Origin of the sequence: Pseudomonas sp. 65/3-MNA-CIBAN-0223 (assembly GCF_040310425.1) — a bacterium.
In the GTDB taxonomy this organism is placed as follows: Bacteria; Pseudomonadota; Gammaproteobacteria; order Pseudomonadales; family Pseudomonadaceae; genus Aquipseudomonas; species Aquipseudomonas gregormendelii.
This window is the reverse complement of sequence record NZ_JBEOPV010000027.1, coordinates 29,284-52,452: the sequence shown is the minus strand read 5'-3', so window position 1 is coordinate 52,452 and position 23,169 is coordinate 29,284. Positions and strand designations below refer to the sequence as shown.

Here is a 23,169-nt window from a genome sequence, read left to right as displayed (position 1 = left end):
GCCCGCTCCCACAGGGGATCTGTGGCGTTGACGAACCCTGTGGGAGCTGGCTTGCCTGCGATGCTGTCACAGAGCCCATCCTGGTTTACGTTTTTGCACGAAAGCCATAGTCCCCTCGACTCCTTCAGGCCCGGTCACTGCGTCGCTGAACCATTGCGCCGCTTCATCCAGCAAGGCATCAGTCGGCTGTCCGGCACTGGCCAGCAACAGACGCTTGGTCAGTGCATTCGCTCCCGGCGCGCAACGCAGCACATGGGCCAGCACTTCATCGAGCCGCTCGGCCAGGGCCTGGGCGTCATGCTCGACGAAGTGCACCAGGCCGATCTGTCGCGCCTGGGTGCCATCAAATCGCGCGGCCGTCAGCGCCAGGCGCCGTGCTTGCGTCAAGCCAATGCGCTGGACCACGAACGGGGCGATCTGCGCCGGCAGGACTCCGAGGCTGGTTTCCGGCAAACCGAACTGCGCCTGGTGATCCGCCAGCGCGACATCGCTCACGCACGCCAGCCCCAGGCCACCGCCCAGTACTGCGCCCTGCAGCACCGTGATCACCACTTGCGGCGCGTGCTGCACTTCCTGCAGCAGCGCACCAAACGCCCGATTCAGCTCACGAAACCCCTCCGGGCCTTGAGTTCGGGCGTTGGCCATATCCTTGATGTCGCCGCCGGCGCAAAAATGCCCCCCGGCGCCGCCGATCACCAATGCCCGAATGGCTTGGTCCTCGCGCACGCTCGCCAACAAGCCTCGCAGTTCGGCAACCATTTGCAAGCTCATGGCGTTGCGACTTTCCGGGCGATTGAGCGTGACGTGCAGCACGCCGTTATGCAATTCGAGCAGCAACGTCTGGCATACCGGCAAGCGGTTCATTTCTTCTTCCCTGGCAGGATGCCCATGAGTTTGCAGATGATCCCCAACATGATTTCGTCGGCGCCCCCGCCGATCGACACCAGGCGCACATCCCGATAGGCCCGTGCCACGGGGTTGTCCCACATGAAGCCCATGCCGCCCCAGTATTGCAGGCAGCTGTCGCTGACTTCACGCCCCAGGCGCCCGGCCTTGAGCTTGGCCATCGACGCCAGGCGGGTGACGTCCTGGCCCTTGATGTATTGCTCGGTGGCCTGATAGACCAGCGCCCGCAGGCACTCGATTTCGGTTTGCAGTTCGGCCAGGCGAAAGTGAATCACCTGGTTGTCGATCAGCGCATTGCCAAAAGTCTTGCGTTCCTTGCAGTACTCGATCGTGCTGTCGACGCAGTGCTCCAGGCCCTTGAGCATGTTGGCCGCACCGAACAGGCGTTCTTCCTGGAACTGCAGCATCTGCATCATGAAGCCCGCCCCTTCGTGGCCAATGCGGTTGCGCTGCGGTATACGCACATTGTCAAAAAACACCTGGGCGGTTTCCGAACTGCGCATGCCGAGCTTGTCCAGGTGCGAGCTGAGGCTGATGCCCGGAGTATTCATGGGCACCATGATCAGCGACTTGTTGATGTGCGGCTTGTCGTCCGAAGTGTTGGCCAGCAAACAGATGAAATCGGCGCTCGGTGAGTTGGTGATCCACATTTTGCTGCCGTTGATCACATAATCGTCGCCATCCTTGCGTGCGCTGGTTTTGAGCCCGGCGACGTCAGAACCGGCTCCGACCTCCGACACGCCGATGCAACCGACCTGCTCACCAGTGATCGCCGGGCGCAGAAATTCTTCCCGCAGTTCGTCGCTACCAAAACGCGCCAACGCCGGCGTGCACATGTCGGTCTGTACACCGATGGACATCGGAATACCGCCGCAGTGAATGGTGCCGAACTCCTCGGCCGCGACGATCGAGTAGCTGTAGTCCAGCCCCATGCCGCCAAACTTCTCCGGTTTGGAAATTCCCAGCAGGCCCAGTTCGCCGGCCTTGCGAAAGAGCTGGTGAATGGGAAAACGCCCGGCTTTTTCCCATTCGTCGACGTGGGGATTGATCTCGTTGTCGACGAATTGGCGGACCGTGCGGCGCAGTGCTTCGTGTTCCTGGGTGAAGATCATTTTTATTGTTCTCCTGATCGCCCTTTAGAAGCGGGCTACACCAAAACTGTTGGCGTGCAATGGCCGCACTTCGGCCTCGTGGCAGATGTCCAGCAGGTAGCCGAGCAAGGTCCGGGTGTCGCGCGGATCGATCAGGCCGTCGTCCCACAAGTTGGCGCTGCCATACAGGGCAGTGGACTGGCCGTCGAGTTTCTGCGCAGTGACCTGCTCCAGCATGTCGAGCATTTTCGGATCGGGCACCAGGCCATCCTTGAGTTGTTTGGCCTCGGTGACAATGCGCAGTACCTTGCCCGCCTGGGCGCCACCCATGACCGCCGTGCGGCTGTTGGGCCAGGCGAAGATGAAGCGCGGATCGAGGCCGCGACCGCACATGGCATAGTTGCCGGCGCCGTAGGAACCGCCGACGACGATGGTCAATTTGGGCACGCGGGCGTTGGCGACTGCCTGGATCATCTTCGCACCGTGTTTGATCACGCCTTGCTGTTCCGACTCGGTGCCGACCATGAACCCGGTGGTGTTGTGAAAGAACAGCAGCGGCGTCTGGCTCTGGTCACACAGCTGAATGAATTGCGCCGCCTTGCTCGCCCCCCTGGGCGTGATCGGGCCGTTGTTGCCGATGAAGCCGCAGGCGCGACCCTGGATCTGCAAATGCCCGCAGATTGTCTGCTGATCGTACTCGCCCTTGAACTCGAGGAAATTCGACCCGTCGGCGATCCGCGCAATGATCTCCCGCGCGTCGTAGGGTTTTTTCGCGTCGTCGGGGATCAGCCCGAGCAACTCGTCGATGGGGTATAGAGGTTCTTCGAACGATGGCCGAGGGGGCATGGCCAGGCGTGCGTTCCATGGCAGCAGGCGCAGAATCTCGCGCACCTGGCGCACGCCGTCGGCATCGTTTTCCGCCAGGTACTCCGCCGTACCTGCCACTTGTGCGTGCATCTCGGCACCGCCAAGCTCCTCATCGGTGGCGATCTCGCCCGTGGCCGCCTTGAGCAGTGGCGGCCCGGCCAGAAACAGCTTGGCCTTGCCGCGCACCACCACCACGTAATCGGAGAGGCCGGGCTGATAAGCACCGCCCGCTGTGGCCGAGCCGTGCACCACGGTAATCTGCGGCAAGCCCATGGCCGACATCCGGGCCTGATTGGCAAAGCTGCGTGCGCCTTCGACAAAAATCTCCGCCGCATAATTGAGGTTGGCACCACCGCTTTCGGCCAGGGTAATGACCGGCAGTTTGTTCTCCATGGCGATCTGCTGCAGGCGCAGGGATTTTTTCAGACCACTTGGGGAAATGGTCCCGCCTTTGATCGCGCTGTTGTTCGCCACCACCAGCACGCGCGCACCCGACACGTAACCGATGCCGGCGATCAGGCCGCCACCCGCCGAATGGCCATCCTTGTCATCGTGCAGCTTGTAACCGGCCAGACTCGCCAATTCAAGAAAAGGCGCGCCGGGATCCAGTAGCAGGTTGAGACGTTCCCGGGGCAGCAATTGCCCGCGCTGGTCGAACCTGGATTTTGCCTCGGCAGCCTTGTTCAGAAGATTCTGTTCGAGCTGACGCACCTGCTCGATACCCGTCAGCATTGCGGCATGGTTCTGCGCGAATTGTTGGCTGAAGGGGTCGACCTGGGACTGTATGACCGGCATGGCTTAGTCCTTGTCCTGAAGTACTTCGGGCAGGTACGCTCGGTGAAAGCCGTTGTACGACTCGCTGTTGTGCGCCTTGTGCATGGGCCACGCCCGCCCGCCTAGACTCGCCGCGCCATCGATGCGCAGGGTGCTGCCGCTAATGAATGTCGCCGCCGGGCTGAGCAGGAAAACGATCGCCGCGCTGACTTCCGATTCGGTGCCGATGCGCTTGAGCGGTACATGCTCGCGCAGGGTCGGAATCACTGCCTTGAACGCACCCTCGTAAGTGTCCATGCCACTTGAAGCGATCCAGCCGGGCGCCACCGCGTTGACCCGCACGCCAGCGTACCCCCATTCGAATGCCGCCGTTTTTGTCAGGTTGTCCATGCCCGAGCGCGAGGCGCCGGAATGGCCCATGCCCGGCATGCCGCCCCACATGTCGGCGAGCATGTTGACGATCGAGCCGCCGTGCTTGCTCATGGATTGATTGAACACTTCCCTGGCCATCAGGAAACCGCCCACCAGGTTGGTGCGCATCACGGTCTCGAAACCCTTCTGGTTGATTGAGGCCAGCGCTGAGGGGAACTGCCCACCAGCATTGTTGACCAGGCCGTGGATGGGGCCATGCTCGCGGATCAATTCGCTGACAATATGCCGCACCGTTTCTTCCTCACGGATATCGCACACGACCCAGTCGGCCTGGCCGCCATCTGCGGTTATCTCGCCGGCGACGTTCTCCAGCTTGGCCGCGTTGCGCCCCACCAGCAGTACATGGGCACCCAATGCCGCCAGTTCATGGGCGGTGCAACGGCCGATGCCGCTGCCGCCACCGGTCACGATGATGTTTTGCCCGGTAAACAAGCCGGCTTTGAAAATCGAATCGTAGGCCACGGTGACAGTCCTCTAGTTGACCTGGTCGGCGATGCTTTGCGGCACCGGTATCTGGATTTCCAGCAACTGCTGGGCGAACGCCTTGCCTTGCGGGTCGATGCGCAGACTGGCCACGCCACCGCCGCCGAGGGCGTTCTCCAGCAGGAAGTTCAGGCTGTGGGTGGCCGGCAGGTACCAGCGCTCGACTCGCCCGTATACCGGGTCGAGAACATGGCTCATCCAGTCGACCAGCACCTCCGGGGTCAAGGCTTCGGCGATCCACGGCAGGTACTCTGCTTCGCGGGCCATGACCCCGATATTGCTGTGGTTGCCCTTGTCCCCGGAGCGCGCAACCGCCAGCTTGACCAGCTCGACGCTGGCGTCGGCCAGGCCGACCGGTTTGGGCGGGTCGAGCGGCACCGGCAAGTCCTGGGTGTCGAGCGTGGCGATGGCGGGCAGGGCACAGCGATGGCGCTGACCGTCGAAGTGAATACCCAGGGTGCACGCGGATTTATCGATCAGGAATGAGAACAGGCGGATCAGCGGGTACACCGTCGGTCGCCCACCGACTATCCCGGTCAACCCTGGCGCCATGCCGGTCGCGGCCTGGGCTATTTCCCGGGAGAACAGGATCAACGCCTGTTTGTCCGGATGCCTCACCGCCAGCTTGATCACCACCTCGCGGGTGTCCTGGCGCTGACCGTGAGAACCGTAGGTGGCTTCGCTGCCGAGCAGTTCGACATTGACCTCGCTGTAGGGCAACCAGCCGCGCTGGCTGAAGATGTCCGAGGTTTTGTTGATAATCGCGGCGCTGACGCGTCGGGCCTTGTCGACCGCATCGATCCCGGCGATCAGACAACTGGCAGTGCAGCGAAAACCGTCGAGGAAGGTGGCGCTGACCTTGTACTGGTCAGTGGGTGGCAGGCCCTTGGCGCCGTGCACCTGAACCCGGTTTTTACCCTGTTGCACGAGCCTGACCCGGGTGAAATCACACACCACATCAGGCAGCAGGTAGGCTTGCGGGTCGCCGATTTCATAGAGCATCTGTTCGCCCACGGTCAGCGGCGTCACCAGGCCGCCGGAGCCTTCGGGTTTGCTGACGATAAACTGGCTGTCGCGGCTGACTTCGACGATGGGGAAACCGATGTGTTCGTAGTCTGGCACCTCACGCCAGTCGGTGAAGTTGCCCCCGGTGCATTGGGCTCCGCATTCGATGATGTGGCCGGCGAGGGCGGCCTGGGCGAGTTTGTCGTAGTCTTGCCACGACCAGCCGAACTCATGCACCAGGGCGGCGCTGACCACGGCACTGTCGACCACCCGCCCGGTGATGATGATATCCGCCCCCAGGCGCAAGGCTTCGACGATGCCAGGTGCACCGAGGTAAGCGTTCGTCGAGACGCACATCGCCGGCAACGGCGCGCCACTGAACATCTCCTGGATGCCGAGGGTCCTGAGCTGCTTGAGCTGCGGTTGCAGGTCGTCGCCCAGCAACACTGCAATTTTCAACCCCACCCCGGCCTTGTCGCAAGCAGCTTGCAGGGTCGCAGCGCAGGCTTGTGGATTGATCCCGCCGGCGTTGCTGATCACCCGAATGCCTTGCTCGGCGAGTTGCGTGAGCAGCGGAGTGAGAACTTCGACGAAATCGCTGGCATAACCGGCCTGGGGATCTTTCATCCGCGCTCCGGCCATGATCGACAGGGTGATTTCTGCCAGGTAGTCGAACACCAGATAGTCCAGGCTTCCCCCTTCCACCAGCTGCGCCGCGGCCGTCGAAGTGTCGCCCCAGAACGCGCTGGCGCACCCGATGCGAATGGTTTCCGGCACAGTTGGCTTCATGCTCACCTCCGTCGACAGTATTGGGAGACTACCGCTGCGAGACTGCTGATTCGCGATTCGAGACTACCAAGCAAGCGCTTGGTTTGTAAATGCCTTGAAATATCTTCTTCCCGAGCGCTTGCTTGGTTGCCGGCGCCAGCTTAAATTGCCCGCGCAAGCCCGCGGTTTCAGCGGCGAGCGGCGCATCTGGATTGATCGACTGTAGGAGAGAATGGGTGGACGAGCAAAAAGCCCTGGGCGTCATGCGCGAACTGGTCGACAGCGGCCAGTTGACCGACCCGGACAGCGCCCGCGGCAAACTGCTGCAAGTGGCCGCCCACCTGTTTCGCAATAAAGGCTACGAGCGCACCACCGTGCGCGACCTGGCCGGCGCCGTGGGCATACAGTCCGGCAGTATTTTTCATCACTTCAAAAGCAAGGACGACATCCTGCGCGCAGTGATGGAGGAAACCATCCGCTACAACACGGCGCTCATGCGTGCCGCCCTCGGTGACGCCGCAAGCGTGCGTGAGCGGGTGCTGGCGCTGATTCGTTGCGAACTGCAATCGATCATGGGGGGCAGCGGCGAGGCCATGGCCGTGCTGGTCTACGAATGGCGGTCGTTATCCGAGGAGGGCCAGGCGCAGGTGCTGGCCCTGCGCGATATCTACGAAGAGCTATGGTTGCAGGTGCTGGGAGAGGCCAAGGACGCCGGTTTGATTGGCGGCGATGTGTTTATCACGCGTCGTTTCCTGACGGGGGCGCTGTCCTGGACCACCACCTGGTTTCGTGCCGGCGGCAGCATGAGCCTGGATCAACTGGCGGACGAAGCCCTTATCATGGTATTGAAAGAGCCACGGTAGTGGTGATTTGCCAGTAGCCTCTGGCTAATCGGGCGAAACCGCCTAGCTTGAATGCATAGCGCGTAATTTTCGGGAGTAGGTTGTTTTGATGTCCTCGCCAACACGGACGGCCTTCCGGTTTTTACTGGCGGCGCTTCCCGCATTATGGTTACTGCCTTCCCAGGCGGCACAGCTGGTTCGAGTCGGAGCGGCGCATTTCCCTCCCTACACTGTGCGTCCGGAAATGGGGGCCGACACTGGCTTGCTGCCACAGCTGGTCGAAGCATTGAATGTTGCCCAGCATGACTACCAGTTTGTCCTGGTGCCAACTTCGATTCCCCGCCGCTTTGGTGATTTCAAGCAAGGCCGGGTGGACATGGCGATCTTCGAGAATCCTGATTGGGGCTGGAAGGACATTCCACATGTTACGGTCGACATGGGCCTGGAAGATGCCGAGATTTTCGTCGCGCAACAGCTGCCGGACCGCCAGCAAGACTATTTTGCCGAACTTGCCGGCAAACGTTTGGCACTTTTCAGTGGGTATCACTACGAGTTCGCCAACTTCGATGCCGACCCCAAAATACTTGCGCAACGCTACAACGCCTCGCTGACCTATTCCCATGACAGCAATTTGCTCATGGTGCTGCGCGGCCGTGCGGACATCGCGTTGGTCACGCGGTCGTACCTGAGCGATTACCTCCTGCGCAACGCAAAAGTCGCCGCTCAGTTGCTGGTGTCCCAGCGGGTGGACCAGGTCTATCACCATTACGCAATCCTTCGTCCTGCGGCACCCATCAGCGGTGAAGCCTTTGGCAAATTGCTGCAAGGGTTGCGGGAGAGCGGCCAGATGATGAAAATTTTTGCGCCGTACCAAATCGCCGTGGTCCCTGTTCCTGGGGACTGATGGGGATCGCACGTCGGGTATTTTCTGTCTTCGGTTAAATTTCCCTGATCGGCTCACGTCACCTCGTTTAACAGTGGACGACTAACTTGAGCCTGACCCATGCCTGATCTGAACGCTCTGACTGCCCTGGCTCTGCCCGATGGCCGGTGCCTTATGGCGGATGAAACCACCGACCGCTTGAGCCTCGGCTGCGACGGGCAGCCGTTGCTCAGCTTGCGACTGAACCGCGAGCCTGCGCTGCACGTGGCCATCGAGCAACGTTGCGAACACCCGGACAGCGAAGTCTTGTACCTGGCCTGTTATTGGTTGTTCGCCCGCGATTCAGCCTGTCAGCACTTGACCTGGCACCTTGATGAACTGCCCACCGAGGCACTGCTCAGCGGCTTGCTGGTCACCGGTGAAGTCAGTGGCCAATACCGTTGCGAGCGCGCGCTGTTCTGGCAGTTGCCCCGCCCCTGGTTGAGCCAGGCCAGTGTAAACAGCTACCCACAGCATCCAGTGATCAGCGGCGGCAAACGCCACCCCTTGCGGCCGCTCAAACCTCGGGGCGAGGTGTACCGACGGTTCGATGCGCGGTTGGGGGCATGGATATCCCTGCGCACGGTCGATATCGAACATGACCTGGCGCGCTTCAATCGCTGGCAGAACAGCGCGCGGGTTGCGAGTTTCTGGCAGGAGGAGGGCAGCCTCGATCAGCATCGGGAGTATCTGGCCAAGTTGCTGGCCGACCCGCACACGCTGACGCTGATCGGCTGTTTCGATGACCAGCCGTTTGCCTACTTCGAGGCCTACTGGGCCAAGGAGGACCGCCTCGCGCCGTTCTACCAGGCGGGCGATTACGACCGTGGAATCCATATGCTGGTAGGTGAAGAGCAGCACCGCGGCCCGCACAAAGTGGCGAGTTGGTTATCGGCGCTGACGCACTACCTGTTTCTCGATGACCCGCGCACCCAGCGAGTAGTCGCCGAGCCGCGCGCGGACAACGCGAAGATGATCGGGTACATGCAGGGGCAGCGGTTTCACTGCGAGAAGGAGTTCGACTTTCCGCACAAGCGGGCGGCGTTGATGGTGTTGGGGAGGGAGCGGTTTTTCGAACGGTGTGTGCTGGCTTGAGTTTCAGGGATCAAGGTCTTCATTGATCTTGAGTCAGCCTTAGCGAGCAAGCGGGCTCTCACAGGGGATATGCGCTTGGCATGGGGCCAGGGTGGAAGATCCCGTGTGGGAGTGAGCCTGCTCGTGATTGAGCGCACCGCAATTGCCAGATCTCAACGCCGTGCAAACGTATCCGCGCGACTTCCCGACACCTTGCGGCAATGCACCAGTGCATCGCGGATCATGAAGTTCACCAGGGTGGGCGACACGCCCAGTTCCTTGGCGATGTCTTTCTGCGGTACGCCATGCAGGCGGTACATCTCGAACGCATAACGGGTGCGGCTGGGCAGTTGCGTCAGGGCGTCAGCGATGTTTTCCAGGGTCGAGAAATTGATGTGCGAGGTTTCCGGCGACGCGCCCTGGATCACCACATTCAGGCCTTCCTCTTCCGGGCCGGAATACTTCTGTTCCAATGCCTGCTTGCGATAGTGATCGATCGCCAGGTTACGCACGATCTGGAACAGGTAGCTGAGTTGTGCCTTGAAGGAGGAGGTGATCTGCGGCGCCGACTGCAGGCGGAAGAACGCATCCTGTACCACGTCTTCAGCGCGTGACCGGCACCCGGTAATGCGTGCTGCAATCTTGACCAGTATCAGTCGATTGTCGACGAATGCCTGAAGTAGCGGTGAATCGCACCTGCTTGTGGATACTTGTTCCTTCATGGAAAACACCCTGCTGCAAATAGGTTAGTGGAGCGGCCTGAGACCCGGGCTGCCCTACACATCGAGCGACAAATTATGTTGAATGATAATGATTGTCAATTGAGAAAGAGAATTAATGCTTCCTGGCGGTGCGTTTTGTGAACTGCGACACGCTGACGCACGCCAGCCCCGTTGGCGATCGCTGCCGACGACTAATTCTTGCCTTACCCCATCCGTTCTCCTTGGTGAATGGCACCGCACACATACAGCCCAAATTTTCGCAGGAACCCCCATGACCGACGCGTTCGAACTTCCAAGCAATCTGGTCCAAGCCCTCCAGCGCCGCGCGGCCCTGACGCCGGATCGGGTGGCCTTGAGGTTTCTTGCCGAATCCCGGGATGAAGCGCTGGTGCTCAGCTATCGCGAGCTTGATGAGCGGGCGCGGACCATCGCTGGGGCATTGCAGCAGGAAACGCAATGGGGTGATCGCGCGGTGCTGCTGTTTCCCAGCGGCCCGGATTATGTGGCGGCTTTTTTTGGCTGCCTGTATGCGGGCGTGATCGCGGTGCCGGCCTATCCGCCGGAATCAAGCCGGCGTCATCACCAGGAACGCCTGCTGTCGATCATCAGCGATGCCGAGCCGCGCCTGCTGCTGACCAGCGCCGGCCTGCGCGACGCCCTGGGGCAAATCGAAGGAGCGCCGCCGCTGCTGTGCGTCGACACACTCGACCGCATGCTCGCCGGGCAATGGATTGAGCCCTCGGTGCAGGACGAGCATATCGCTTTCCTGCAGTACACCTCCGGCTCCACGGCGATGCCTAAAGGTGTGCAGGTCAGCCACGGCAATCTGGTGGCAAACGAGGCGCTGATCCGCCAAGGCTTTGGCATCGATCTGAACCCCGATGACGTGATCGTCAGCTGGCTGCCGCTGTACCACGACATGGGACTGATCGGTGGCCTGCTGCAGCCGATCTTCAGTGGCGTGCCCTGTGTATTGATGTCGCCGGCTTACTTCCTTGCGCGCCCGTTGCGTTGGCTCGAAGCGATCAGCGAGTACGGCGGTACCATCAGCGGCGGGCCGGATTTTGCTTACCGGCTGTGCAGCGAGCGGGTCAGCGAGTCGGCCCTGGCGCAGCTCGACCTCAGTGGCTGGCGGGTGGCGTATTCCGGCTCCGAACCGATTCGCCTCGACACCCTGGAACGCTTCGCCGGGAAATTCGCCACGTGCGGTTTTATACCGGATGCCTTCATGGCGTCCTACGGACTGGCGGAGGCCACATTGTTCGTTGCCGGCAGTCCGCGAGGCCAAGGCATTGGCAGCCTGCGAGTCGACGACCTGGCATTGGCCGCCAATCGTGCCGAGGCGGGTGCAGGCAGCGCGATCATGAGTTGCGGCATCAGCCAGCCGGGCCATGGGCTGCGAGTGGTCGATCCGTTGGCTCGGACCGAACTCGGAGACAATTGCGTGGGGGAAGTCTGGGCCACGGGGCCGAGCATCGCCCACGGCTATTGGCGCAATCCCCAGGCCAGTGCCGAGACGTTCGTCCAGCACCACGGCCGCACCTGGCTGCGAACCGGCGACCTGGGATTCCTGCGTGACGGTGAACTGTTCATCACCGGTCGCCTGAAAGACCTGCTGATCGTGCGCGGCCACAACCTGTACCCGCAAGATATCGAGCAAACCATCGAGCGCGAAGTCGAGGTGGTGCGCAAGGGGCGCGTCGCAGCATTTGCCGTATCAGTGGACGGTGTCGAAGGCATCGGCATCGCCGCCGAAATCAGCCGCAGCGTGCAGAAAATCCTTGCGCCCGAGGCGCTGATCAAGGCCATCCGTCAAGCGGTAGCCGAAGCGTATCAGGAGGCCCCGGGTGTTGTGGTGCTGCTCAATCCGGGTGCGCTGCCGAAGACCTCCAGCGGCAAACTGCAACGCTCGGCCTGTCGCAATTGCCTGGCCGAGGGCAGCCTGGACAGCTATGCACAGTTCCCGTCAGCGACCCCGGCCGACGAGGCGACGGGCGAAGCAGGGTCTGAACTGCAAGGCCTGATCAGCAAGATCTGGGCCGAACAATTGCAGGTCGAGCAGCTCGGCGCCGGCGATCACTTCTTCCTGCTGGGCGGCAACTCCATCGCCGTCACCCAAGTGATCGCCCAACTGCGCGAGGCGCTCGGCCTGGAGTTGAACCTGCGCCTGCTGTTCGAGGCGCCAACCCTGGGCGCTTTCACCGCAGCAGTCCTGCAGCAACAGCAGGAGGGTGGCCTGGCCCAAGGCACAATAGCTGCCCTGCCACGCCGCGAAGCGCTGCCACAGTCCCTGGCGCAGAACCGGTTGTGGATCACCTGGCAGCTTGACCCGCATAGCAGCGCTTACAACATTCCCGGTGCCCTGCGCCTGCGTGGCGAGCTGGATGAGAACGCATTGCGCATCAGTTTCCAGCAATTGATCGAGCGTCATGAGGCCTTGCGTACGCGCTTTTTCGAGCATGACGGGGTGGCGTTGCAGCAGGTGGATGCCGCCGCCGAATTCAATCTGCAAGTGATCGATATCAGTCACCTGCCGGTGACCGAGCGTGAAGCCCGTGCCTGGCAGATTCGTGAGGACGAAGCGCGGACCCAGTTCGATCTGGAGAAGGGCCCGTTGTGGTGGGTGACCCTGGTACGCCTCGATGAGCAAGACCATCAACTGCTGGTGACGATGCACCACATCATCGCTGACGGCTGGTCGCTGAACGTACTGATCGACGAGTTTTCGCGGATTTACGCCGCCGCGTCCCAGGGGCAGACCGCCGCGCTGGGTGCCCTGGAGACCCATTACGCCGACTACGCCAGCTGGCAGCGCCAATGGCTGGGGCAAGGGGAGGGTGAGCGGCAGCTGGCCTACTGGAAAGCGCACTTGGGCGATGAACATCCGACGTTGAACCTGGCGACCGACCATCCGCGCTCGGCGCAGCACCTGCGCCGCGCGGCACGCCATGGCGTGAAGCTCGATAGGGCCCTGAGCAATGCCATTCGCCAGACCGCCCTGGCGCATCAATCGACTTCGTACATGCTGCTGCTCGCGGCCTTCCAGAGCTTGTTGCATCGCTACAGCGGCCAGCGCGAGATCCGTATCGGGGTGCCCAACGCCAACCGTCCGCGCCTGGAAACCCAGGGCCTGATCGGCTTCTTCATCAACACCCAGGTCATGCGTGCCGAGGTGGATTCGCGGCAGCCTTTCGTCGAGCTGCTGGCGCAGACCCGCGACGCCGCGCTGGGTGCGCAAGCCCATCAGGACCTGCCGTTCGAGCAGCTGCTGCAAGCCTGTCCCCAGGCGCGCGAACAAGGGCTGTTCCAGGTCATGTTCAACCACCAGCAGCGCGACCTGAGTGCACTGCGGCGGCTGCCGGGTCTGTTGGCCGAAGAGCTGCCGTGGCACAGCCGCGAAGCCAAGTTCGACCTGCAATTGCACAGTGAAGAGGACCAGAAGGGGCGCCTGAGCCTGTCCTTCGACTACGCCAGCGAGCTGTTTGACGCCAGCACCCTCGAGCGCCTGGCCGAGCATTATTGCAACCTGCTTCGCGCGGTTTGCGAGCAGCCTGCTACCGCCATCGGCGACCTGCCCCTGCTGACCTCAAGCGAGCAGGCACAACTGGCGCAGTGGAGCGGTGCCCCCCGCGCGCCGGCCACTCAATGGCTGCCTGACCAGCTCAACGACCAGGCGCGCCTGACCCCCGAACGTACGGCGCTGATCTGGGAAAGCGGCAGCCTCGATTTTGCCCAGCTGCACACCCAGGCCAACCGCCTGGCCCATTATCTGCGCGATAAAGGCGTCGGTCCTGACGTGCGCGTAGCGATTGCCGCCGAGCGTTCGCCGCAGTTGCTGATCGGCCTGTTGGCGATCATCAAGGCCGGTGGTGCCTACGTGCCGCTGGACCCCGATTACCCTGCCGAGCGCCTGGCCTACATGCTCGCCGACAGCGCGGTCGGGTTGCTGCTGACCCAGACCGGAATGCTCGACCGCTTGCCGGCCACCGAAGGCGTCAGCGTCATCGCGATGGACACCCTGCACCTGGAAAGCTGGCCGAGCCACGCACCGGGCCTGCACCTGCAAGGCGACAACCTGGCGTATGTGATCTACACCTCGGGCTCCACCGGCCAGCCCAAGGGCGTGGGCAATACTCATGCGGCCCTGGCCGAACGGCTGCAGTGGATGCAGGACACTTACCGCCTCGACCAGACTGACGTGCTGATGCAAAAGGCCCCGATCAGTTTCGACGTATCGGTGTGGGAATGCTTCTGGCCGCTGGTGACCGGTGCGCGCTTGCTGATTGCCGGGCCTGGCGAGCACCGCGATCCCCACCGTATCGCGAGGCTGGTGCAACAGTTCGGCGTCACCACCTTGCACTTTGTGCCGCCGTTGCTTTCGTTGTTCATTGACGAGCCGCTGAGCGCCGAGTGCACCAGCCTGCGTCAAGTGTTCAGCGGCGGTGAAGCCCTGGCCCCCGAGCTGCGCGACCGCGTCCTGGCGCAGTTGCCCGCCGTGCAGTTACACAATCGGTATGGTCCGACCGAAACCGCGATCAACGTCACCCACTGGCATTGCACCCGCGCCGACGGCGAGCGCTCGCCAATCGGCCGCCCGCTGGGGAACGTGCTGTGCCGGATACTGGACAGCGAATTGAATGCGCTCCCGGCCGGCGTGCCGGGCGAGCTGTGCATCAGCGGTCTCGGCCTGGCGCGGGGTTACCTGGGACGTGCGGCGCTGACCGCCGAACGATTTGTCGTCGACCCTCTGGGCGAGCCAGGGGCGCGCCTGTACCGAACCGGAGACCGCGCGCGGTGGACCGCAGACGGGGTGATTGAATACCTCGGGCGGCTCGATCAGCAGGTCAAATTACGTGGGTTCCGCGTAGAACCGCAGGAGATCGAGGCGCGCCTGCTGGCTCAGGACGGCGTCGCCCAGGCTGCGGTGCTGGTGCGCGACACTGTCGCTGGTGCACAGCTGATCGGTTACTACACCGCTACGCCTGACGCTGAGCCACATGACGGGCATAACACCCGGCTGCTCGCTGCCCTGGTGGCCGAGCTGCCCGAGTACATGGTGCCGGCGCAACTGATGCGCCTGGAGGCGATGCCCCTGAGTCCCAGCGGCAAGCTCGACCGCCGGGCCTTGCCGGAGCCGCTGTGGCAGGTGTGCGAGCATGTCGAGCCGGTGACGGCGCTGCAACAGCAGCTCGCCGGCATCTGGCGCCAGGTATTGGGCCATGGGCAGATCGGCCTGCGCGATGACTTCTTCGCCCTTGGCGGCCACTCTTTGCTGGCCACGCAAATCATCTCCAGGACCCGCCAGGCGTGTGACGTCGAACTGCCGCTGCGGGCCCTGTTCGAGAACAGTGAACTCGGTGCGTTCGCCGAACAGGTACGTTTGCTCCAAATCAGCGGCAACATCAATCGGCAGCCGCCCATCGAGCAGGTTGACCGCAGCCAGCCGGTGCCGCTGTCATACTCCCAGCAGCGCATGTGGTTTCTCTGGCAGATGGAGCCCGACAGCCCTGCCTACAACGTCGGTGGCATGGCGCGACTGCGCGGCGAGCTGGATGTCGAGCGCTTCGACGCTGCGCTGCAAGCGCTGATCCTGCGCCACGAAACCCTGCGCACCACCTTCCCGAGTGTCGACGGTGTGGCTCGACAGCAGGTTCACCCGCACAGCAGCGTGCTCCTGGAATTGCAGGATTTCAGCGCGCTGGCAGACGCTGACCGCGAGCGCCAGGTCCAGCTTCTGGCTGACGCCGAGGCCCATAAACCCTTCGATCTGGAAACAGGTCCACTGCTGCGCGCCTGCCTGGTCAGGACCGCCTTGCAGGAGTACTACCTGGTGCTGACCTTGCACCACATCGTCACCGAAGGCTGGGCCATGGACATCTTTGCCCGGGAGCTCAGCGCACTGTACGAAGCGCTGGTTGATGGCCGCGAATCTCCCCTGGTGCCGCTGCCGGTGCAATACCTCGACTACAGCGGTTGGCAGCGCCAGTGGCTGGAGTCCGGCGAGCGCCAGCGTCAACTCGATTACTGGACCGCGCAGCTGGGCCGCGAACATCCGTTGCTGGAGCTGCCCGCCGACCGAGCGCGGCCACCGGTGCAAAGCCACCGGGGCGAGCTGTACCGTTTTGACCTGCCCGACGAGTTGGCCGCGCGGGTGCGAACCTTCAATGCGCAACATGGCCTGACCCTGTTCATGACCATGACCGCTGCACTGGCCGTATTGCTCTATCGCTACAGCGGCGAGACCGACCTGCGCATCGGCGCGCCGGTGGCCAACCGCATCCGTCCGGAAAGCGAGGGGCTGATCGGGGCGTTCCTTAATACCCAGGTACTTCGCTGCCAGCTCAATGGGCAGATGTCCGTCGGCGAGTTGTTCGAGCAGGTGCGCCACACCGTCATCGAAGGCCAGTCCCATCAGGATCTGCCGTTCGATCATCTGGTGGAAGCCTTGCAGCCGCCGCGCAGCGCCGCCTATAACCCGCTGTTCCAGGTGATGTGCAATGTGCAGCGCTGGGAATTCCAGCAAAAACGCACCCTGGCGGGGATGACCGTCGAGTACCTGGCCAACGATGCTCGTGCAACCAAGTTCGACCTCAACCTGGAAGTCACCGACCTTGACCATCGCCTGGGTTGCTGCCTGACCTACAGCACCGATCTGTTCGATGAGCCGCGCATTGCGCGCATGGCCGGACATTGGCGCAACCTGCTGGAGGCGTTGCTGGCCGATCCGCAACAGCGACTGAGCGAGTTGCCGCTGTTGGCCGCCGACGAGCAGAAAAACCTGCTCGACAGCCTCGGCGTGGAGCCGGGCGAGCATCGTCTGGACCAGTGCGTGCATCACCTGTTCAGTGAACAGGCGCTGCTGCGCAACGATGCACCGGCGTTGACCTTCGCCGGGCAAACCCTGAGCTATGCCGAACTCGACGCCCGGGCCAATCGCCTGGCCTGGATGCTGCGTGAGCGTGGAGTCGGGCCGCAGGTGCGGGTTGGCCTGGCGCTGGAGCGCTCGCTGGAGATGGTGGTCGGCCTGCTGGCGATACTCAAAGCCGGCGGCGCGTATGTGCCGCTGGACCCGGAATACCCGCTGGACCGATTGCACTACATGATCAAGGACAGTGGCATCGGCTTGCTCCTCAGCAACTCGGCCATGTTCACGGCCCTGGGCGAGTTGCCGACTGGCGTTTCGCGCTGGTGCCTTGAAGATGACAGCGCCGCCCTGGCCGATTACCCGGCGGCAGAGTTGCCTCGCAGCAGTTTGCCCCAGCATCAGGCCTACCTGATCTACACCTCGGGTTCCACCGGAAAACCCAAGGGCGTGGTAGTGTCCCACGGCGAAATCGCCATGCATTGCCGCGCGGTGATCGAGCGCTTCGGCATGCGCGCCGATGATTGCGAACTGCACTTCTATTCGATCAATTTCGACGCCGCCACCGAGCGATTGCTGGTGCCTTTGTTGAGCGGCGCCCAGGTCGTCTTGCGGGCGCAAGGTCAGTGGGATGCGCAGGAGATCTGCGAGCTGATCCGTCGCCACCACATCAATATCCTTGGCTTCACGCCAAGCTATGGCAGCCAGTTGGCGCAGTGGCTGGCCACCCGCAATGAAACCCTGCCAGTGCGTATGTGCATCACCGGCGGCGAAGCCTTGACCGGCGAACATCTGCAACGAATTCGCGCGGCGTTCAAGCCGAGCCTGTTCTTCAATGCTTACGGCCCGACTGAAACCGTGGTCATGCCACTGGCCAGCCTGGCCCCGGAACAGCTGGAAGAGGGCATGGGCAGCGTACCGATCGGCAGCGTGATCGGCGCCCGGGTTGGGTACATCCTCGACGCCGACCTGGCGTTGGTGCCCCAGGGCGCGACGGGCGAGTTGTTCATCGGCGGTGCCGGCCTGGCCCAGGGTTACCACCAGCGTCCGGGCATGACCGCCGAACGCTTTGTGGCCGACCCCTTTGCCGCCGATGGCACACGCCTGTACCGCACTGGAGATCGGGTGCGCCAGCGCGGCGATGGGCTGGTGGAGTACCTCGGCCGCATCGATCATCAGGTGAAGATTCGCGGTTTCCGTATCGAGCTTGGCGAGATCGAAAATCGCCTGCTGGAGCATGAGTCGGTGCGTGAAGCGGTGGTGCTGGCGCTTGATGCGTCAAGTGGCAAGCAGCTGGTGGGCTACCTGCTGACGGCGGTCGCCGAGCAGGATGACGCGCAACAGAGCAGCCTGCGCGAATCCCTCAAGGCTCACCTCAATGCCCAGCTTCCGGACTATATGGTGCCCATGCACCTGATCCTGTTGGCACACTGGCCGCTGACGGCCAACGGCAAGCTCGATCGTCGTGCGCTTCCGGCGCCGGACCCGGCGCTCAATCGTCAGCATTACGTGGCACCCGGCAGCGAGCTTGAACTGACCCTGGCCAGCCTCTGGTGCGAGGTGTTGAACGTCACGCAAGTGGGTCTCAACGACAACTTTTTCGAACTGGGTGGCGACTCGATCCTGTCTATCCAGGTGGTCAGCCGCGCCCGTCAGCAGGGCATTCATTTCAGCCCACGGGACCTGTTCCAGCACCAGAGCGTGCAGGCGCTCGCCGCCATCGCCACGCGTACGGAACAGGTGGTGGCCGAACAAGGCCTGCTCACCGGTGAATCGCCAATGACGCCGATCCAGCACTGGTTTTTCGACTGTCAAATTCCTGAGCCTCAACACTGGAACCAGGCCTTGTTGCTGGAGCCGACCATGCTGCTCGAACCCCATTGCCTGGAGCAGGCACTGCTGGCGGTGATCGAGCAACACGATGCATTACGGCTGCGCTTCACCGCAGTGGCTGGCGCCTGGCGCGCCGAACATCGGATCGATAGCGACACCCCCGTGCTGTGGCAGGTGCGGGTCAAATCCATGGAACAGTGCACCGCGCTGTTCGCCGACGCCCAGAGAAGTCTGGACCTCAAGCAGGGGCCGTTGTTGCGGGCGCTGCTGGTGGATGGTCCGCAGGGTCAGCAACGCCTGTTCATCGCCATTCACCACCTGGTGGTGGATGGCGTGTCCTGGCGAGTACTGTTGGACGATGTGCAGACGGTTTATCGTCGATTGCTCGCGGGAAAATCCGTCGAGTTACCGGCGAAAAGCAGCGCCTTGCGCGACTGGGCGGCTCGCCTGCAGGCCTACGCAGGCAGTGATTCGCTGCGTGAGGAATTGGGTTGGTGGCAGGCACAATTGGCCGGGCCGGATGTTGCGCTGCCGTGCGCCCGCCCTGAGGGTGGACGCCAGCATCGCCACGCCGAGACCATCAGCGTACGCCTCGACGGCGAGCGCACCCGCCAGTTGCTGCAACAGGCGCCGAGTGCCTATCGCACGCAGGTTAACGACCTGCTGCTGAGTGCCTTGTCCCGGGTTCTGTGCCGCTGGAGCGGGCACGAGTCGGCGCTGATTCAACTTGAAGGCCACGGCCGCGAGAACCTGTTTGACGACATCGACCTGACCCGCACGGTTGGCTGGTTCACCAGCGCATTCGTACTGCGCCTGACGCCAGGACTTGAGCATGAGCACACGATCAAGGCAATCAAGGAGCAACTGCGCGCCGTCCCGCACAAGGGCCTTGGGTATGGGGTACTGCGTTACCTGGCCGACGACGTCTGCCGCCACGCCATGTCGGCCTTGCCGGCGGCGCAGATCACCTTTAATTATCTGGGCCAGTTCGACCAGAGTTTTGCTGACGACGCCTTGTTCCGTCCGCTGGACGAACCGGTCGGCGCGGCACACGATCCGGAGGCGCCGCTGCCCAACGAGCTGAGCGTCGACAGCCAGGTCTATGGCGGTGAGCTGGTGATGCGCTGGACCTTCAGTACAGAGCGTCACGACCCGCAGGCCATCGCCGAGCTGGCGCACGCCTACCTCGAAGAATTGCAGAGTCTGATCGAGCATTGCCTGGGCGATGGCGCGGGAGGCCTGACGCCGTCGGACTTCCCGCTGGCGAAACTCACCCAGCCCCAGCTCGATGCGCTGCCAGTACCTGCCGCGCTCATTGAAGATGTCTTTGCGCTGACGCCGATGCAGGAAGGCATGCTGCTGCACACCTTGTTGGAACCGGGCACCGGCCTGTACTACATGCAAGACCGTTACCGCATCAACAGTGAACTGGACCCGCAGCGTTTTGCCGATGCCTGGCATGCGGTGATCGCCCGGCACGAGGCCCTGCGGGCATCGTTCTGCTGGAACGTTGGCGAGGACATGCTGCAGGTTATCCACAAGCCGGGCAGCACGCCGATCGAGTACCTCGATTGGTCGGCTGTTGCCCAGGCCGAGCAGGAACCCAGGTTGCAGGCGCTGCTCAAAAGCGAACGTGAAACCGGCTTCGACCTGCTCGACCAGGCCCCGTTTCACCTGCGCCTGATCCGTGTCGGCGCGGCGCGCTACTGGTTCATGATGAGCAACCACCACATTCTTATCGATGCCTGGTGCCGTTCGCTATTGATGAACGATTTCTTTGAGATCTACACCGCCTTGGGCGAGGGGCGCGAAGCGCAATTAACGCTACCGCCGCGTTATCGTGATTACATCGCCTGGCTGCAACGGCAGAACCTTGCCGAAGCCCGGCAGTGGTGGAAAGACAATCTGCAGGGTTTTGAACGGACAACGCCGATTCCAAGCGATCGGCCCTTGCTGCGCGAGCATGCCGGCGACAGTGGCGGCATGGTCGTCGGCGACTGTTACACCCGTCTGGCTGTCCGGGACGGCGTGCAACTGCGCGAACTGGCCCAGGCCCATCAGTTGACCGTCAATACCTTCGCCCAGGCGGCCTGGGCCTTGGTCCTGCGGCGCCTCAGCGGTGATCGCGACGTGTTGTTTGGTGTCACGGTGGCCGGCCGTCCGGTGCAGATGCCGGCAATGCAACGCACGGTGGGGCTGTTCATCAACAGCATCGCGCTGCGGGTGAAGATGCCCGGGGACGATCAGCGTTGCAGCGTTCGCCAATGGCTTGGCGAGTTGCTCGACAGCAATATGCAGCTGCGTGAATACGAGTACCTGCCGCTGGTGAACATCCAGGAACACAGTGAGCTGCCCAAGGGCCAGCCGCTGTTCGACAGCCTGTTCGTGTTCGAGAACGCGCCGGTCGAAGTCTCGGTTCTGGACCGCGCGCAGAGCCTCAATGCCACGTCGGACTCAGGCCGTACGCACACCAACTTCCCCCTGACGGCGGTGTGTTATCCGGGGGACGACCTGGGCTTGCATCTGTCGTACGACCAGCGATTCTTCGATGAAACCACGGTCGAGCGCATGCTCGCCGAGTTCAAGCGCCTGTTGCTGGCACTGGTACAGGGTTTCCATGGTGACATGGCGGATCTACCGCTGCTGGGCACCGAGGAACGGGATTTCCTGCTCTACGGTTGCAACCAGAGCGCCCATGAGTATCCGCTGGAGCAGAGCTACGTGGCGCTGTTCGAAGCGCAGGTGGCCCGGCATCCGCAGCGAGTGGCGGCCAGCTGTCTCGATCAGCGGCACACGTATGCCGAACTGAACGTGTGCAGCAACCGGCTCGGTCATGCACTGCTGGCGGCCGGGGTGGGGCTGGATCAACCGGTGGCCCTGCTGGCCGAACGCGACTTTGCGTTGCTGGGCATGATCATCGGCAGCTTCAAGGCGGGTGCGGGGTATCTGCCGCTGGATCCGGGCCTGCCGAGCCAACGCTTGAGCCGTATCCTCGATCGCAGCCGCACGCCGTTGCTGGTGTGCACCCAGGCTTGCCGGGAGCAGGCCGTTTCGCTGCTGGATTCATTCAGCTGTGCGCATCGGCCCAAGCTGCTGGTCTGGGAAGAGGTGCAGGCGAGCGCTGCATCGGTCGCCAATCCCGGGATCTACAGTGGACCGGATAACCTCGCTTACGTGATTTACACCTCCGGTTCCACAGGTCTGCCCAAGGGCGTGATGGTCGAACAGCGCGGCATGCTCAACAATCAGTTGAGCAAGGTGCCGTACCTGAACCTGGGCGAGGCCGATGTGATCGCGCAGACCGCTTCGCAAAGCTTCGATATATCCGTCTGGCAGTTCCTCGCGGCACCGCTGTTCGGTGCACGTGTGGACATCGTGCCGAACGCCATCGCCCATGATCCGCAGGGATTGCTGGCACACGTGGTCGCCCAAGGCGTCACCGTGCTGGAAAGCGTGCCGTCGCTGATCCAGGGCATGCTCGTTCAAGCACACATGAGCCTCGATGGCCTGCGCTGGATGCTGCCGACCGGTGAAGCCATGCCACCTGAACTGGCCCACCAATGGCTGCTGCGTTACCCGCAAGTCGGCCTGGTGAACGCGTATGGCCCGGCGGAATGTTCGGATGACGTGGCGTTTTATCGAGTCGACCTGGCCTCGACCCGCAGCAGTTATCTGCCGATCGGCATGCCAACCGACAACAATCGCCTGTACCTGCTCGATGGCGCGCTGGAACTGGTGCCCTTGGGTGCCGTAGGTGAATTGTGTGTCGCCGGCACAGGGGTTGGCCGCGGGTATGTGAGCGATCCGTTGCGCACAGCCCAGGCATTTGTGCCCAACCCGTTTGACGCGCCGGGGGATCGTCTGTACCGCACCGGCGACCTGGCCCGCCGCCGCAGCGATGGGGTGCTGGAGTACGTCGGACGAATCGATCATCAGGTGAAAATTCGCGGCTATCGCATTGAGTTGGGTGAGATCGAGGCGCGCCTGCACGAACAACCAGAAGTGCGGGACGCTGCGGTGGGCCTGCAGGAGGGCGCCAATGGCAAGCACCTGGTGGGTTATCTGGTAGCGGCGGATTCGGCGCTCAATCCCGGCGAACGCCTGGAGCGCATCAAGCAGCGTCTGCGCACCGAGCTACCGGAGTACATGGTGCCGCTGCACTGGCTGTGGCTGGAGCAAATGCCGCTTAATGCCAACGGCAAACTGGATCGCAAAGCGTTGCCCGCACTGGAGATAGGTCAGTTGCAGAGCCAGGACTACCAGGCGCCGCGCACTGAGCTTGAGCTGAAGCTGGCGGATATCTGGGCGCAGGTGTTGAAAGTCGACAGGGTGGGTGTGCGCGATAATTTCTTCGAGTTGGGCGGGCATTCGCTGCTGGCCACGCAGATTGCTTCGCGGGTGCAGACAGCGCTGCAGCGCGAGGTGCCGCTGCGGGCGATGTTCGAGTGCAGCACGGTTGAGGACCTGGCCGAATACATCGATGGGCTGGCGGCAAGCGATATCACCGAAGAGAAGGTGGATCGGTTGACCGATCTGATGGCGGAGCTTGAGGGGTTGTGACGGCTTGGAATACTTGGGATTGCGGGAG

General features: G+C 62.7%; 10 protein-coding genes. 4 read left to right on the top strand and 6 right to left on the bottom strand.

Annotated elements, in window-relative coordinates:
- Positions 1-66: 66 nt before the first annotated feature.
- The 5 genes from AAEZ09_RS24965 to AAEZ09_RS24945 are packed head-to-tail and all read right to left on the bottom strand — an operon-like array spanning position 67 to position 6,335.
- A complete protein-coding gene (locus tag AAEZ09_RS24965; protein WP_045058113.1) occupies positions 67-864 on the bottom strand; it encodes an enoyl-CoA hydratase/isomerase family protein in 798 nt (265 codons plus the stop codon).
- Positions 861-2,018 (bottom strand): citronellyl-CoA dehydrogenase, encoded by a 1,158-nt coding sequence (gene atuD, locus AAEZ09_RS24960; protein WP_350601189.1) that lies wholly within the window; start codon positions 2,016-2,018, stop codon positions 861-863. Before atuD ends, AAEZ09_RS24965 begins: the two co-directional genes overlap by 4 nt.
- A 24-nt stretch (positions 2,019-2,042) precedes the next feature.
- Positions 2,043-3,659 (bottom strand): geranyl-CoA carboxylase subunit beta, encoded by a 1,617-nt coding sequence (gene atuC, locus AAEZ09_RS24955; protein WP_350601187.1) that lies wholly within the window; start codon positions 3,657-3,659, stop codon positions 2,043-2,045.
- A gap of 3 nt (positions 3,660-3,662) precedes the next feature.
- Entirely contained in the window at positions 3,663-4,532 is an 870-nt protein-coding gene (locus tag AAEZ09_RS24950; protein WP_205892158.1) for an SDR family oxidoreductase, read from the bottom strand.
- Between the two features lie 12 nt (positions 4,533-4,544).
- Positions 4,545-6,335: an acyclic terpene utilization AtuA family protein gene (locus tag AAEZ09_RS24945; RefSeq protein ID WP_350601207.1), complete on the bottom strand. Its 1,791-nt coding sequence runs from the start codon at positions 6,333-6,335 to the stop codon at positions 4,545-4,547.
- 227 nt (positions 6,336-6,562) lie between these two features.
- Here AAEZ09_RS24945 and AAEZ09_RS24940 point away from each other — a divergent pair, with 227 nt between their 5' ends.
- From AAEZ09_RS24940 to AAEZ09_RS24930, 3 genes are all read left to right on the top strand, one after another.
- The gene (locus tag AAEZ09_RS24940; protein ID WP_045058118.1) at positions 6,563-7,189 is read left to right on the top strand and encodes a TetR/AcrR family transcriptional regulator; all 627 of its coding nucleotides are present in this window, start codon (positions 6,563-6,565) and stop codon (positions 7,187-7,189) included.
- Between the two features lie 88 nt (positions 7,190-7,277).
- Complete coding sequence (locus AAEZ09_RS24935; RefSeq protein WP_350601185.1) at positions 7,278-8,072, top strand: substrate-binding periplasmic protein; 795 nt, start codon at positions 7,278-7,280, stop codon at positions 8,070-8,072.
- A 99-nt stretch (positions 8,073-8,171) separates the two neighbouring features.
- Positions 8,172-9,185 carry a GNAT family N-acetyltransferase gene (locus AAEZ09_RS24930; RefSeq protein WP_350601183.1) on the top strand — a complete coding sequence of 338 codons (1,014 nt, stop codon included), beginning with the start codon at positions 8,172-8,174 and terminating at the stop codon, positions 9,183-9,185.
- Positions 9,186-9,337: 152 nt separating this feature from the next.
- On the opposite strand, the gene AAEZ09_RS24925 is transcribed toward AAEZ09_RS24930, so the two are convergent.
- Complete coding sequence (locus AAEZ09_RS24925) at positions 9,338-9,886, bottom strand: RNA polymerase factor sigma-70 (protein WP_350601182.1); 549 nt, start codon at positions 9,884-9,886, stop codon at positions 9,338-9,340.
- 271 nt (positions 9,887-10,157) lie between these two features.
- Between AAEZ09_RS24925 and AAEZ09_RS24920 the strand changes: the two genes are divergently transcribed.
- Positions 10,158-23,141 carry a non-ribosomal peptide synthetase gene (locus AAEZ09_RS24920; RefSeq protein ID WP_350601181.1) on the top strand — a complete coding sequence of 4,328 codons (12,984 nt, stop codon included), beginning with the start codon at positions 10,158-10,160 and terminating at the stop codon, positions 23,139-23,141.
- Positions 23,142-23,169 lie beyond the last annotated feature (28 nt).